General features: G+C 48.9%; 10 protein-coding genes. 1 reads left to right on the forward strand and 9 read right to left on the reverse strand.

Annotated features, from left to right (window positions below; all coding sequences use genetic code 11):
- The first annotated feature begins 8 nt into the window (after positions 1-8).
- The gene (locus AC1DXC_RS24770; RefSeq protein ID WP_477461883.1) at positions 9-1,031 is read left to right on the forward strand and encodes a cytochrome d ubiquinol oxidase subunit II; all 1,023 of its coding nucleotides are present in this window, start codon (positions 9-11) and stop codon (positions 1,029-1,031) included.
- Between the two features lie 194 nt (positions 1,032-1,225).
- Here the strand turns inward: AC1DXC_RS24770 and AC1DXC_RS24775 are convergent, their stop codons facing one another.
- The 9 genes from AC1DXC_RS24775 to AC1DXC_RS24815 form a co-directional block, all read right to left on the reverse strand.
- Entirely contained in the window at positions 1,226-4,612 is a 3,387-nt protein-coding gene (locus tag AC1DXC_RS24775; RefSeq protein ID WP_477461862.1) for a DEAD/DEAH box helicase, read from the reverse strand.
- Positions 4,613-4,789: 177 nt separating this feature from the next.
- The gene (locus AC1DXC_RS24780) at positions 4,790-5,788 is read right to left on the reverse strand and encodes a Hint domain-containing protein (protein ID WP_477461863.1); all 999 of its coding nucleotides are present in this window, start codon (positions 5,786-5,788) and stop codon (positions 4,790-4,792) included.
- Positions 5,789-6,065: 277 nt separating this feature from the next.
- A complete protein-coding gene (locus AC1DXC_RS24785; protein WP_477461864.1) occupies positions 6,066-7,238 on the reverse strand; it encodes a pyridoxal phosphate-dependent aminotransferase in 1,173 nt (390 codons plus the stop codon).
- Positions 7,239-7,262: 24 nt separating this feature from the next.
- A complete protein-coding gene (locus tag AC1DXC_RS24790; RefSeq protein WP_477461865.1) occupies positions 7,263-8,846 on the reverse strand; it encodes a flavin monoamine oxidase family protein in 1,584 nt (527 codons plus the stop codon).
- A 420-nt stretch (positions 8,847-9,266) separates the two neighbouring features.
- Positions 9,267-9,740: a DinB family protein gene (locus tag AC1DXC_RS24795; protein WP_477461866.1), complete on the reverse strand. Its 474-nt coding sequence runs from the start codon at positions 9,738-9,740 to the stop codon at positions 9,267-9,269.
- Positions 9,741-9,822: 82 nt separating this feature from the next.
- Entirely contained in the window at positions 9,823-12,222 is a 2,400-nt protein-coding gene (locus AC1DXC_RS24800) for a hypothetical protein (RefSeq protein ID WP_477461867.1), read from the reverse strand.
- A gap of 36 nt (positions 12,223-12,258) precedes the next feature.
- Complete coding sequence (locus AC1DXC_RS24805) at positions 12,259-13,449, reverse strand: DUF4249 domain-containing protein (RefSeq protein ID WP_477461868.1); 1,191 nt, start codon at positions 13,447-13,449, stop codon at positions 12,259-12,261.
- Positions 13,395-14,534: a DUF4249 domain-containing protein gene (locus AC1DXC_RS24810; RefSeq protein WP_477461869.1), complete on the reverse strand. Its 1,140-nt coding sequence runs from the start codon at positions 14,532-14,534 to the stop codon at positions 13,395-13,397. The genes AC1DXC_RS24805 and AC1DXC_RS24810 overlap by 55 nt, the downstream gene beginning before the upstream one ends.
- 32 nt (positions 14,535-14,566) lie before the next feature.
- Positions 14,567-15,763, reverse strand: a complete 1,197-nt coding sequence (locus AC1DXC_RS24815; protein ID WP_477461870.1) for a DUF4249 domain-containing protein — start codon at positions 15,761-15,763, stop codon at positions 14,567-14,569.
- Between the last annotated feature and the right edge of the window lie 5 nt (positions 15,764-15,768).

Consider the following 15,768-nt stretch of genomic DNA (forward strand, 5'->3'; position numbering starts at 1 on the left):
AGCTTATGATGATTTACGTGGTAATGGGTTTCTTATGGCTTGCGCTGCTGCTGTACCTGGTAATGGGCGGGGCAGATTTTGGTGCGGGCATCGTAGAGCTGTTTACATCAAATGCTAATAAACACCGCACGCGCCGCATTATGTACAACGCTATTGGCCCCATTTGGGAGGCCAATCACATGTGGCTGATTATCGCCATCGTGATATTGTTCGTGGGTTTCCCGGTGATTTATACCACCATGAGTACTTACCTGCATATCCCGCTGGTGATTATGCTGATGGGCATTATCGCCCGTGGCACGGCGCTTACCTTCCGTAACTACGACGCTGTTACCGATAATATGCAGGTGGTTTACAACAAAATATTCGTGTATTCCAGCTTCATTACGCCGCTGTTCCTGGGCATTATAGCCGGCAGCGCGGTTAGCGGGCGCATAGATACCGGTGCCACCGATTTTATGACAGCCTATGTGTACAGCTGGCTCAATTGGTTTTCGGTAGCCATCGGCTTCTTTACGGTTGCGCTTTGCGGATTTTTGGCGGCTATTTACCTCATTGGCGAGGCTCACGAGCCCGAGGAAACCAAACGCTCCATCCGCAAGGCGCGGTTCATGAATATTGCCGCTGTAGTGGCCGGCGGCTTGGTTTTTATTGCCTCCGTAGAGGAGAAGATACCGCTGGTACAATGGGTGTTTGGTAATATCATCGGTATTTTGGCGGTAAGCGCTGCCAGTATTTCGCTGGGGGTGATGTGGTATCTCATCATCAAAGGCAAAAGGTTCATCATCCGGGTGCTGGCGGGCTTCCAGATGACCATGATTTTGCTCACCACCACCTACAAGCATTACCCCAATATCGTTATCCTGAAAAACGGGGGTTACCTTTCCCTCCTCGCCGACCGTGGTGCGGATAAAGCCATTGATGGCTTGGGCATAGCACTATTGTTGGGAAGTCTGTTCATATTGCCTGCGCTGGGCTATCTTATCTACAGTTTCCAGCGGAAAGATAAGGGGGATGTGGCGGGGCATTGACAGAAGAAACTTCAACTATTTGTCATTGGCAGGGAAGCGCAGCGACGAGAAACTATCTCTTGAGCGACAGCGAAAAATCTTGTTGGCTTTGCTTATCGGCTTTGCTTATCGGCTTTGCTTATCGGCTTTGCTTATCTAACAAGATTTCTCCCTCGTGCCTCGGTTCGAAATGACATTTTTTTTTGTCAGAGGGCTTACAACACCGATAACAGCCCCAACAAATCACTTTTGCTAAGCGAACTAAATATCGTGTCCGACGATACCAATTTGCCGGCCAATTCTTTCTTGGTCTCCTGTAGGACGATAATCTTTTCTTCGATGGTGTCGGGGCATATCAGCCTAACGGCTACCACGTTTTTGTGCTGGCCTATGCGATATGCACGGTCGATAGCCTGGTTTTCGATGGCCGGGTTCCACCAGGGGTCAACCAGGTAAACGTAATCGGCGGCGGTGAGGTTAAGGCCCGTGCCGCCGGCTTTCAGGCTCACCAAAAATACGCGCGTGGTGGCATTATCCTGAAAATCGTTCACCACCTGCGCCCGGTTACGGGTGGCACCAGTGAGGTAGGCAAAGCCAATCTTGCGTTTCATCAGCTCTGCTTTAATCAAATCCAACATCCCCACGAATTGCGAAAACACCAGTATCTTATGGTTAGGCGATTTACTTTCTATCTCGGCTATCAGCGTATCTATCTTAGATGAAGCATTGCCGGGCACCCGCTCACCTTGCAGCAATTGCGGCGAATCGCATATCTGCCGCAGCTTGGTCAGTCCTTTCAGCACATGCATGGCTCGTTTGGGCAGTTCGTCCTGCGTGGTGGCGGATATATATTCCCTAAACTCGCGCTCGTAGGCCAGGTAAATGCTGCGCTGCTGCTCGTCCATAGGGCAATGCAATACCATTTCGGTTTTCTCGGGTAGTTCGGCGGCAACCTCCTGCTTGGTGCGGCGCAGTACGAAGGGGCGTATCTTCTGCTGCAATTCGCGCGCGCGTTTGCTCACCTTGAACTGGTCGATAGGTACTGCGTATATCTCCTTAAAATACTGGTGCGTGCCCAGCAAACCCGGACAGGTAAACGAAAGCTGCCCGTACAAATCAAAGGTATTATTCTCTATCGGTGTGCCGGTAATGGCTATGCGGTTGCGCGCATTCAGCAGCTTTGCGGTCTTATACCGCTGCGAGCCGGGGTTCTTGATATTCTGCGATTCGTCCAGAAAAATGTAATTGAAGGTATAATCCTTAAGGTAATTCACATCCGCCAGGAGCGTACCGTAGGAGGTTATTACCAACTCATAGCTATCGAAATCGGCAATGCTCTTCACCCGGTCGGCACCGTAGATGGTGTATATTTTTAGCGAGGGCGCAAATTTGGCAACCTCCGCCTGCCAGTTGAATATCAATGAAGTGGGCACCACCAGCAGATTGGTATTCTGCGCCACCTTTTCGCGCTGCGACAGGATGAACGCCAGTATCTGGATGGTTTTACCCAAACCCATATCATCGGCCAAACAACCACCGAAGCTAAAATCGTCCAGGAAATTCAGCCAGTTGAGGCCCTGCTTTTGGTAAGGGCGCAGGGTGGTGAGCAAGGTAGCAGGCACGGGCACTTCCGCTATCGATTCAAAATTGGCAAAGCGGCGGTGCAGGTCCTTTATCTCCAGCTTTACCTGCTCATCCAGCATTTGTTTTTCAAACAGTTCCTCGATGGTCTCGTAATTGGTTTTGGCGATGCGTAGCTCGTCTTCCCAAATCTGCCCCGCCCTGAAGTACTTATCGAACTTCTCAAGCCACTCCTGAGGCAATATCCCGAGGGTGCCATCATCCAGCTGCACGAATTTGGTTTTGTTGCGGATAGCCTTGTGCAGGTGCTTCAATGATGCCCTGCGTTTGCCAAATTTGGCCGTGATATGCGCATTGAACCAGTTGATGCCGCTGAGTATCTTGATGGTGATATTCACCTTATTGGGGTTCAGCTTATTGCCGCTCAATTCGTTGAAACCCAAAATGGTTATGCCCGCCTTGTTCCAGGCTTCGAAGGCTTCTAAAAACCAGTCCTCATCCAAAAAGCGTTTTTTTTGGAGGTAAAAGTACTGTATCTCATCGCCTACCTGTTCCTCAAAATAAGGATGTTGCTGGATGATGAGACTGTTGAAATGCTTTTCGGCCACATCGTTCCGTTGCACCAAAAACTCGCGGCCTTTATCGTCAGGCGCGTATATCTGCGTATCCTTCCGGATGGGTATCTCGGCATCGCCGTAGCGCATAACAGGCAGTAACATCACATGCTGCCCAAAATCCGACAGGTAGATAATCATCTCGTTCTTATCGAAATGATGCTTCTTCAACTGCGCGGACGTGGCCTTCAGGATGTAGGGATAATGCACCGCCATGCTCTCTTCCAGCTTGTTCAATATCCGCGTGCGGAACTCTTTGAACTGCGAGCGGTGTATCAGCAAATTCTCGCCCGAGGATTTAAAGAGGCCAATTGCGCCCATCATCTGCAGATCTTTCACCAGGTAAAGCGCCTTATCTATACTGATGAAATAGCCGAAAGCCGTTTCCAATTTATTTACGGGGTAACGCTCCTCGCCCAGGTGCAACTCGCCGGATAACTCGAAAAAGTCACCCTTCTCATCCACCGTAAGCTGCAGGCCTTTGCTTATGCTACGCAATGCTACCGGCTGCAAAGCCGCAGCCGAAACTTTTTCTGATACCTCGCCTTTGTGCAGGTAACATTCCAGGTTAAGTGGATTTTTGACGATGGAACGCAAACCCTCCAAATTAGCCTGATTGACCTTTGTATCGATATTTTGCTGGAAACGCGATACGGCAGTAAAGAATTTCAGTTCGAGTGCATCGTTGGTATCCGATATCAATTGCAGTGGGGCAACCTGAACGAACGGGTTTTTAATGCGGTCATCTTTGGCCACGGCGGCATCGTAAAGTTCCACCAACAGGTGTTTGTAGAATTTATGTTGTTTGAGTACCAGGATGCGTTTGGTATCCTCGCCGGTTGCTGCTTTTGGCGCAGCATCGGGTGCGGACCGGAACATCAGCTGCCGCTCCAAATCCAACAGGCTGGCATTGCTGACCGGGAACAATGCCTTATTTTTTGGTTTGATTACGAGGCGGCCATCCTGCAATTCTGGCGCGAAGTGCTCGTCGGGGTCGGCTACATCGGCGAGGCCATAATCAGCGGCGAATTTCCGCAGCTTATCGTGCCGCAGCTTATCATCAAAGAATATCAGGTAGTTTTGGTTGCCGATGATTTGCAGCAGCGCCGAGGATTGGTGACTGCAAAGCTTGCTTTTGGGCTGGCTGCAGGGGCAGTGGAGTATAATACAATCGGGGTGATTGTTGATGGTTATATCTACCGTAGCGGCTCCATCCCTCCCTGTAAAACCAGCCAGATTAACCCGGAATTTAACGGGCGTTAAAGGCTCGCTGCCCAAGTCCTCGTAACTTGTAACCGATGAATGGAGGGCAATTGCCACTGCGTTAAGTTCCGTTAGGGTCTTTCCCTTCAGGATATACATCCCATCGTTTACGTTGCCATCATTCCCGGTAAAAACATGCTCCATTATACGGGCAAATTACGATAAAATCAGAGGACGCGGCTAACCGTAGAGACGCAATATTTTGCGTCTCTTAATATGCATGGCCGATTTGCTTATGGGAGACGCAAAATATTGCGTCTCTACGTGTAAATTCCTATGTGCCAGAAAATATTGCGTCTCTACATTTTGGATTTGCGTGTTTTATTTCTGCATCACCATTACCCCGTTCATCATGATGGTGCTGCCGTGTTCGGCGACGATGTTGTAAACGTTTTGTACGCCACCGGCATGCTCGTTCTTTTGCAGCACGGTGTAGGCTTCGTATTTACCGGTAACATCGTTAAGGCAAAGTACCTGCTGACCAATGGCAATGTCCCCTATTTTAAGTTTGCCTTGTTTGGTTAGCATGGGGTGGTTTGGCGTGGCCTTTAATACCTTGGCGCGCAGGTTTACCTGAGTGCCAATTGCCGTAATATTTTCCTGTGCAGATACCAGCACCAATTGGGTAAGCGCATAATTCTTAGCGGCATGCACCGTAAGTTCCTTTACTTTGGTGGCGGTAGTCTTTTTGGTAAGAGGGTCTATGGTGATTACTTCATCGCCGCTTTTTACGTCTTTAAGTAATTTCGTTGCTCCGTTGGCCATGGTAACCAGCTCATCGCCGGGGAAACAGATATCATTGCCGTAAGTGGCCGATTCTTCTTTCATATCCTTACCCGCATTCAGCACTTTATATTGCTGAAAGCTGAATTCCTTGGAAAGCACATAGCTCAACTTCAGGATGAAGTTTTTCTCCACCTTGTTGATATCGTCAATATCCAGAAAGTAGGCTGCCCATACCGCGGCATCTGCAGTAAAATCGGGTACCAGAGCCTGGTAGCGCTTGCCGGTTTCGCTGGTGTAAAATACCATAGTACCAATCTCCTGCATGCCCTCTTTGGCGATGAACTTGTACAGGTCGATACGTTTTTTGAGGTTATCGCTGCCGGTGATGAAGTAGGGCTTGCGGCTCTCGTACCTATCCAGCACGTAAGCATTGTCGAACTTCACGTAGGTGTCGTTATCCAGATTGGCGATTGTATAAGTTTTTGCCTTGGTGTACTCGGCCAGCGTTAGCGGGCGCGGGTTTGCGGGCTTATCCTGTGCGAAGGCAGCTTTCGTAATAAAAAGGATCAGTATTGCAGATAATAAATTACGCATTATAGTTCAATAATTTAAATGCGCTTCGTAGCGTTGTGGTTATTTTTTACCACAGAGGGCGCAGAGAAGGCACAGAGGGACACAGAGTTTTATATTAGTTATCTATTAGGTTCCGTCATGCCGAATTTATTTCGGCACCCCCACACGGCAGGTGAACGTTATGCAAAGCGGACCTGCATGTCGTGAATGCATGATGGGGTCCCGAAACAAGTTCGGGATGACGTTTTTTTGTTATTTTTTATCTTTCCAGCCATTGTTGGTGTTGTCACCAACAACCCTACGATATCTCCTTAAACGCCGCTGCAAAGGCTTCCATCTCGTCCATACGGCCAATGCTGATGCGGCACCAGTCCTGGCCGTTCAGTTTCCAATCGCGCAGGGCAACGCCGCGTTTCATCATTTCGTCGGCGAATTTTTTGGCATCCATTTTCAACGGGAACATCACAAAATTTGCCGATGATGGAATGTAGGTGTAACCCTCCTTTTTCAAAGTTTCGTATAAAAACTCTTTGGAGGCTATTGTTTTCTTCAGCGCATCCTGCAGGTAATCGGTTTCGTTATACGTTGCCATAGCCGCCGCAAGTGTGGCAGAGGATAAGCCTGCCCAGCCCGGTGTATAATTACCCAGCGTTTTAATGGTATCGGGCTGGCCGATGATATAACCAAAGCGCAGCCCGGCAAAACCATAGAGTTTAGAAAAAGTACGCGCAATAATGATATTTTGCCCGGCCTTAATGCAATCCATCATGGTGATGGCCTTCGGATCCGGCAGGTAATCAATATAGGCCTCATCTACAAAAACAAGCGTCTTTTTCGATACGCGCTCGCAAAAGCCCTTCAGTTTTTCGGTATCTACAACGGTAGCGGTAGGGTTGTTGGGGTTACAAATGTAAACCAGCCCGGTATTATCGCTTACCTTGGCTTCCATGGCATCCAGATCAAGCTTGTAGTCGGCCGTTAATGGCACCTTTACCCATTTGCCATCAAAATGCTCAGCCTGTGTTGGCAAGTCGTCGTATGACGGGTCGCCGGTAATGATTTCCTTTCCGCCTTTGCTGTAATACATGGCAGCAGCAAGCAGTAGTGGCGATGAACCCGACGACAATAAAACATTATTCGCTTTCACGCCTTCGTAACTGGCTACTTTTAAGCGCATGTTGAATATCTGCGCAAAGGTGTACTGGTAGCTGGTATCCAGCGAATCGGTGATGGCCTTTTTAGCGGCGGCAGAGGGGCCAAAAGGGTTCTCGTTGGCCATCAGCCTTGCCTTCATGGGGGCGGGCACCTGCATCAGGGCAGCCTCTTCGGCAAGCATGGTGTTGCCGGTGCGCATTTTGCGTACCAGCGGCATGGCGGCCAGCTTGCTAACGGTGCTGCTTAGAAAAGCCACGCCTCCGGCCATCAAGGCGCTGCTTTTTATCCAGTTACGGCGGTTTAGTGAGTTTGACATATCGTTTAATTTTAGTTTTGTCTGTTATTTTACAGCCGGATAGCTTACCCTTTGCTCGGTTACGCGGGCATGTACCTGGGCTACTACGCTCCTTGCCGATTCGAAGGCCCCTGCCATCCAGGCGTTGAGGTATGTTAAGTGCTCGCCCGCAAAGTACACCTGCTTATCGGGTTTCAATAAAGCCGGGTACTGCGTTTTGCGGGTTTCGTTATTATAAACCGCCCAGCCGCCCAGGTTGTATTTAGTTTTATGCCAACTTACCGAGAACGACCGCTCGAATTCCGCATCGTACTGCGGGTGTATCAGTCTGCCTTTTTGCAGAGCCAGCTTCTCGCGGTCGGCATAACTTAAGTCGCCTGTACGCACCGCCTTTTCGTTGAAATTGTAATACCCAATCAAGATACCCTTTTTACCCAAATAATCATAACTTGGATAAAATATTTGCGTTAAATCGTTATTAGTGTGGGTGATACCGCCATAAATATGATCATCCTCTTCCCAAAACCTGCGTTTGAACTGCAGGCCTATTTTGCCGGTTTGGATGTAGCCGATATAATCTATCGCCCGGCTCACATCGCCCGAAAAATTATTATTGATATTGCTTAGCACGGGCAGCGGCAGGGTGCAAATACAAAGGTCGCCCTGCAAAACGTGCTCGCCCGTGGCATCTTTATAAGTTACTTTTACGCCTTCGGGCAGGTTGGTGATATTGGTAACCTCGGCACCTAATTTAAGCGAGAGTGCCACCTGCTTCTGTAGTGCTTTGGCTATCATATCCATGCCGCCCACCGCCTGGAACATGGTCATTTGCAACTCATAGGTGTACTCTGCCACGTTATAAAAATCAGGGTCCAGCAAACCGGACTGGATGATATCCGCCAGCTTGTTCGCCTCCGCAATTTTTCCGGGTTTGTTCCCCGCCCCGGGAGATTCCTGATACCCCCTGCGGGCAGATGCCTTGTATAGCTTATCAATATCCAAACCGCCTTCGGCAGCCAGGTATTCCAGTACTTTTTGGGTGTCTTCTTTAGTGAGGGCGGCGTCTAAAGCCCCATGATCTACGCTTTTGCTCAGCAGTTCGGCCATGTAGCCGCGTACATCGTTATGTACCTCGCGGGCGCGTATTTTTTTATTGGAGAGTGGGCCTTTGCCCTCGGCGAAGTAATAGGCACCTTCGTTTACGTTGTTGTAAACCTGTATGGGTACGCCCAGTTCTTTACAATAGTGAAGCGTAAGTTCATGGTGGTGAGGTATGCGTGATGGGCCTGCGTTAAAGTACAGCCCGTCATCGAATTTTGCGGTTGCGGTGGGCATCCCGGTTTCCTGGTTGGTGCTGCCGTTGCGGATACTCCAACATCGCCCCCCTGCCCTTTCGCGGGCTTCTAATATGGTGGTTTTATAGCCAAGCTTATTCAACTCGTAGGCTGATGCCATGCCGGCTAATCCTCCGCCTAAAATAATGATGTGTTTGCCGTTGCCAGTACCGGTAAGGTTAAAGGCATGTGCAGGTGCAGCTTTGAGCATGCCCAGCGCCAGCATGGCGGGATAAGTTCCCCCGGCCAGCATGGCCCCCTTGCTTAAGAAATTTCTGCGGGTTAAGTTTTCCAATGTACAGATCAGTGACAGGTGTTGTAAATCGCGGTCCGCAGGGGCCTCTTCGAGAGACCCTGCGGGGACGAATAAATAACCTAAAAGCATTAAAGGCCATTCACAGTGGAAATTTAGCTGTTTTTTAAAACAAAGCCAATTAAATTATCAACAGATATAAAAATGATACATTTTTTTTGCGAGAAAAGCAGGGTTGGGTGCTACGTGGGTTGCGGCAGCCCCGCTGTACGCTGTACTTCGTGCCGCTGCCATCGGGTTTAGGTGGGTTGGGGTTGTGCTTTTGTCTGAACTCGAATTAAACGAATTTTAAGAATTAACAGAATGTTGAAACGGAATAAATCTTTCTGACAATTCGTTAATTCCTTAAAATTCGAGTTCAGATAAAGGGCACCATTGCCGTAATGGGTCTATATTTATTCCTTACGCCAACACCAACTGCCCAAAATGATAAGCGATATGGTTGGTACGGCTGAGTAACACGCTGAGACGGTTGCGGGTGGGGTCCTTGGCGAAATCCTCATCCGTCATGGCGTTGTGGCGTTTAAACCAATCTTCGGCTGGCAAAGCGGCAAATAGCTCATTTAGACGACCGTGCACATCGGCCCAATATTGTTTTAGCTGTTCTACGGTATAAGCATCTACGCCGGGGCCATCTGGCGTGCGGAGGAATGCGGGGGCCAGTTCGGGGTATAGGGCCTCACCAATGCCCAGGGTTTCGCTAAGCAGGCCGTGGTAGCTGGTAAGGTGGCCGTAAAGGTATATGATACGGTTTTTGCCGGGTGCTATCGTCTTTTGAAAATCGGTATCGCTAAGGGCATTGAAATATTTTTCGGCGCGTGCTACCTGGGTGTTCCACCCCTGCAGTGCCATGGTTACGAATAGTTGTTGCTCCATCTTTTTTTTGCGCTAAAGATGGCGCAACTGCACCGGTTTTGGTGCCTCCCCTACCGAAATTTACGGTTTGTTGACTTACCCCTTAAGGCCTGCTATCCGCCTTCACCTCAAAAGTAAAGGTTTGCGCGGCAGCATTGCCATTGGCATTCATCCCCTGTACTATGCCGAAGTATTTGCCGATTTGGTCTGATGTGTAAAATGCTACTTTGTTGGCTGTTTGCGTACCGGTTTTTATATCCGGCGACCAGAACAGCAGGTTACGGAAATCGGGCATACGGCTCCGCATCTGCTCTTCGGTATCGTACATCGGCGAATAGAACTCGCGCTGTATTTGCATGCCTTCGTAGTCCATTACCAGGGCGTGAGGATCGAGTTCGGCGCTGCCAAGGTTGCCTTTGTAGGTGGTGTAGTTCATGATGCCTTCGAATATCGCAGGCCCCCAAAAGTAGCGATTGGGCATAACCTGCAGCCGCTGCACCTTAAGCGGATCTACGTCCATCAGTTTATTCAGGTTGAACACCGGCACGCCATCAACCATTACCAGCGGGTCGCCATTCAGCGGGGTCTTGTTGTCCATCAGGGTGATATGCGACCGCCCCTTTGTTTTAGATACGCTGTAGGCCTCACGCACGTACTCGCGTACCACCTCTTCCATGGTAACAAAGCGGGTAAAATCATCCAGCTTGTAGGTTTTAAACGGCTTGCCGAAAAACGCCGCGCTATCTACTACGGGCAGGTTATAATGCCTCAGTTTATTGCCGGCGTAAATATTCTGCACCTGCATACTGAGGCTCTGCTGCGTCAATGCACCCTGCATGCCGGGTGTAAGTTCAAAGCCAGGTAGGGCGGTAGTGCTATATTGCTCAGAAAACGGGCTCAATATCTCCAGTTTGTGGATGGTATCGCGTTCGGTATTGGTTTGTACTACTATCTCGTTGGCGCCGTACAATTCGCTGGTGTTGAAGTACAATGTTCCGTCGGCGTTGCTCCTTGCCGCAAAAACCTGTACGCGCTTACCCGGTACGGCAAGGTATGCCGTAACATCCTTAGCTGCTCTTTGTGCGGCATCTGTTGCTTTACCAATCACCAGGTGACCGTTATACTCAGGCAGGTATTTAAAAGCGGGCGCAGTGCCAGACAGGGCATCCTCCCAACGGAACCTGCGCCAGCCCTGCGTAAGCAGCAGGTTATCGGTGGCCTCGTCTACTTCGGGGCCGGTAGCGGTAAGGTAATACCCCGGAGATTCGATATTGCCCTTAAGGTCGGCCCCGAGCCAAAAGTAGCTCAGGATATCCTGCCGGTCGGCCGTTTGCAGGGAATCGATACGGTAAACCGACATCGATAAGCCCGATGCCAGCATCTTGCCTGCGGCATCCTTAGCGGCTATGCTTACGTTCACCTTTTTGCGCGTAACGTATTGCTGCGCATCGGCGGCGGCATCAACAAACAGGCTTTGTTTAGGGCGTTTAAAATACAAACGCTCGCAAACGGGCTGGCGGTTGGCATCGAAAACGGTAAGCTGCGTAATGCCATCGCCCAGTTTATCTTTACTGATGGTAAATACGGCCACGCCTGCGTTGCTGGACGTACTGAGGGCCACTTTGGCTATGCCGCGGGTTTGGGCGAAAAGGTACGCCTGGCCATCGCCGGCATTGGTGTTTACAGTTACATTCAGCGTGCTGTTGCCGGCATCGGTAACGCGCATGGTATAACCCTTAGGGTTTATAGCGGGGAATGCAACAACCGAAGATGTGTTGCCCACTTTTATTTCGGCCCGGTAGGTGCTGCCCGCAACAGGCGTAAAAGCAAAATGCCCCATGCCGAATTTGAGCGGCTGGAAACGCGCCACCGTATCATTGTGGTCATTTAAGATGGCCCCTTTAAATGTTATATCCTGCCCGTTTTTGCCGGTGGCTTTAAAAGCAACGTTTGATGGTAAGCCAGCCACCAGGCTGCCCCCCTCCGGAAAGAACTGCAGGTCGTAATTAGGCGATTTTATTTTAGCAGTTGGCTCGGGCGTGCGCAAAGGGTTTATGATAGTGATGGCTTTCTCGAAAAACCCCTCAGGACCAAAATTCTTCATCCAGTTGGTGTAGGCTCGTAGCTTATAATTGCCGTTTGCAACCGATGCCGGCACCACCAGCGAGCCGCTGCCCGTACCATTCTTCATAGCTATCTTGGCCTGCATTACACTTGCCTGGGTATTATCCAAAACATCCACATACACCACCTTGCTAAGCGTTAACGGGCGGTTCAAAGCATTGTCTACGCAGTATATTTTGAACCAGATAATCTCCCCGGCCAGGTAGGTGCTTTTGTCCGTATGCACGAATATTTTCTCCTGCAAGGCTTTTTGCGTGTATTGGCTAAAAGCATTTTGCACGGGCTGGACCTCCTGGGCGTGGCTCTGGGCAACCAGAAGCGCAAGCGCCGGCATAAGCAAAGTGTGCTTAAGCAACTCTAATATTTTCTTACTGTTCATGTTCATCAAATATTGTTATATCGGTTACAGTATATTTTAATTATCCGTCCAAAACGCAGGTTTAAGCAGCGTTCCGCGTATAGTGCAGTCGGCGCATTGCCTGCTGGTATAGTTATTGGCCTTAATGGGAATATTTACACCGTTGCCATCAATCACGCTCTCTTGTATCTCATTCCCTTCGGGTATCCTGATGGAACAACCCTCGAAGGCGTACACCGTACGCCATGCAGGCGTAAAAGGCATTTCGGACCTATCCACATAAACTCGTTTTGAGGCAGTGGTACTTATGCTGATGTACCCTATCACCGGTGTTTGCGGGTTGGCCACATTGTGTATGTTGCCCGAAATTTCTGAGGGCAGCGCATCGAATATGCTCCCTAGTTGCTCAGTATTTTTTTTCAGATTCTCCCAAAAAGCATACGCCGCCTTACTAAGTGCGTACTGCCGCAGCAACATGCTGTACCTTATGCTTATCTTTTCGGAGCCGGCCGGTATTTGGGTAATAGGGTTTTGGCTGATGATATCCTGGCTTGTACGCACCGATGTATTCAAAATGATGGTACTACTTTTGGATGAACTGTAGCATTTATAAATATCGTCCTGCGGGAATTCGCGCTCTATGATGGTGTCGCCAAACACTTTAAATTCCGACAAAAAAGCGGCGTTGAAGCGCCAGTTTTCCTGGTAATCCCAGCGGTAATACTGCGTTTTGCCCGAGGGATCGTGCGCGGCCGAATAAAAATCGAGCGTATCGCCTTTTACCTTATAGCTAATTGAATCAATAGGCGGTGTAATCTTCACCTCCATCTCATCAGACAGGTAATCCTGCCCCCCGGCGGTATGTATTTTCAGCCGATATGTTTTTGCAGCATCGAGGCTCAACCCTGCGGATGCATAGGTACCGCTGCTTATTTCCTGTAAATTATAAGTTGCGCCATTGCCTTCTACAGTAACCGTTGCACCTGTTTCCGGCTGGCTCGATGTTTTCTCGGACAATTTTACGGTGTGGCTAAGCCTTATAAAAGTAGAATCGGCACCGGGCACAATCACGCCTTCAACCACCAGCAAGCCATTATCAACAGCATCTACCTGCGGTAAATATAGCTTACGGCAGCCTAGAGCCGTTAAAAACAGCGATGCAAAAGCCATATATCTTATGATGCCGTTTATCTTCATTTCCAAAAAGATGGTCTCCTGTTTGTACCCCTCAATGTACAGTTTACACATTCGCCGGTGTTGTATTCTGCGGCATACATGTGCCCCTTAGGATCAAAAAAAACATCCAATGCATAATGCGGACCATGGATTATCTCGGAACGGATGGTATTGTTACCAAACTTATCGGGATCCTGTGCTGTGCCTCCTTCGCAAAAAAAATCGGGATAAACTACTCGCCAGGCCGTGGTAAAAGGCATTTCGCTCCTATCTATAAAAATCCTTTTTGTGGATATGGTGCTGATGCTTACAAAACCGATTACCGGTGCCGTTGGATTTGCTGTATTATGGATATTACCCGCCAATTGCGAGGGCAGTGCGTCAAAAATACTGCCCAGGCTCTCCGTGTTCTTTTTCAACTCCGTCCAAAAATAAAAGGCCTGTTTAGTGAGCGCATACTGTTTTAACAGCATGCTATACCTGATGCTTATTTTTTCGTCGCCGGCCTTAATAAATGCGATTGGGTTTTTAACCACTACATCGTGCTGCAAATTTACGGTGGATGCTAAAAGGACAACGTTTGAACCATGATTGCCCCAGCAACTGTATATTTCATCTTCTAACGTATGCTGGCGGGGCAGCAGGGTATCGCCCACAACTTTATACTTAGATTCGAACTCAGAGTTGAAACGCCAGGTTTCCTGATATTCCCAACGGTAGTACCTGGTGGTATCGAGCGGGTCATGCGCAGCGGAGGTGATGTTCACCCCATCGCTTTGGATTTCATAGGCCAGGGTATCAATCGGCGGCGTAATCTTTACCTCCATCTCGTCAGATAAATAATCCTGGTTACCGGAGGTGTGTATTTTCAGGCGGTATTTTTTTGCGGCATCGAGGCTTAAGCCTGCCGATGCATAGGTGCCACTCGTTATTTCTGTTAAATTATAAATTGCGCCGTTACCTTCTACTGTAACCTTTGCACCCGTCTCGGGCTGACTAGTGGTTTTTTCAGACAGTTTTACGGTATGACTCAGCTTGATGATTGTAGAATCTGCCCCCGGCACAATTACGCCCTCAACCACCAGCACGCCTCCGGCCGATGTAATTGCCGGCGGCAGGTATGCCTTACGGCAAGCCAAAGCTGTTAATAACAGCATTATGCAGACGATATATGCTATCTTTCCCATCTTTACTTATCTACCCAAAATGCCGGTTTAGTATTAAATCCCCTTATAGTACAATCGGCGCAGGTACGGGCACTGTAGTAGTAACCTATAATTTTATCTCCTCCTGTGGTAGGGTCAAACACGGTAATAGCTGTAAGTGGCACATTTACCGATTGTATAATATTACTTTCTACTGTGTTAACACCTAAAGCATCTACAAAATAGCTCTTTCCCTCCGAGCAGCCTTCGTATGGATACAGGGTGTGCCATATGTAAGTACCGGGTAGCTCTGTCCTGTCAACATATATCCTTTTGGAGGTAACCGTACTGATACTTATATAGCCTATTACGGGCGTTGACGGGTTGGCGACATTATGAATATTACCGGATATTTCCGAAGGTAGGGCGTCAAAGATGCTTCCCAACTGCTCAGTGTTTTTTTTGAGGTTTTCCCAAAATGCGTAGGCTTCTTTGGTAAGCGCGTATTGCCTTACCAGCAAGCTATAGCGTATGCTCACTTTCTCAGAAGTGGGGATTATTTGGGTTATAGGATTATTGGTGATAATATCCTGTTCTATTTTGTTGGATGTACCTAACAGGATAGTGCTTGACTGACGAAAGCCAAAACACTTATAAATATTATCCTGAGGATATTCCCGGGGTATGATAGTATCCAGGTTGGCAACGGTTTTTAACTTCGATTCAAACAGCGCGTTAAAACGCCAGGTTTCCTGGTAATCCCAACGGTAGAAACGGGTGTTGTTGGTAGGATCGTGTGTAGCCGAAAAGAAATGTAGCCCGTCATCGCCCATCGTATAACTCAGGCTGTCGATAGGTGGGGTAATTTTCACATCCATCTCGTCAGACAGGTAATCCTGCCCTCCTGCGGTATGTATCTTTAGCCGGTACTTCTGGGCGCTGTTTAGGCTGAGGCCGGTTACTGCGTAAGTACCGCTGCCTATCTCGGCCAGATGATAAACTGCGCCATTGCCTTCTACGGTAACAGTGGCACCGGTTTCGGGCTGGCTGGTAGTTTTTTCAGATAGCTTTACCGTGTGGCTCAATTTGATCACAGTAGAATCTGCCCCCGGGTTTATCACGCCTTCTACCACCAATAAACTAGCATTTGTGGCTATTACAGCCGGTAGATAGGGTTTACGGCAACCCAAAGCTGTTGAAAACAGCGCTACACATATTATATATTTTACCTTCCCTATCATTTCCT

The organism is Mucilaginibacter sp. P2_D11 (assembly GCF_056404435.1).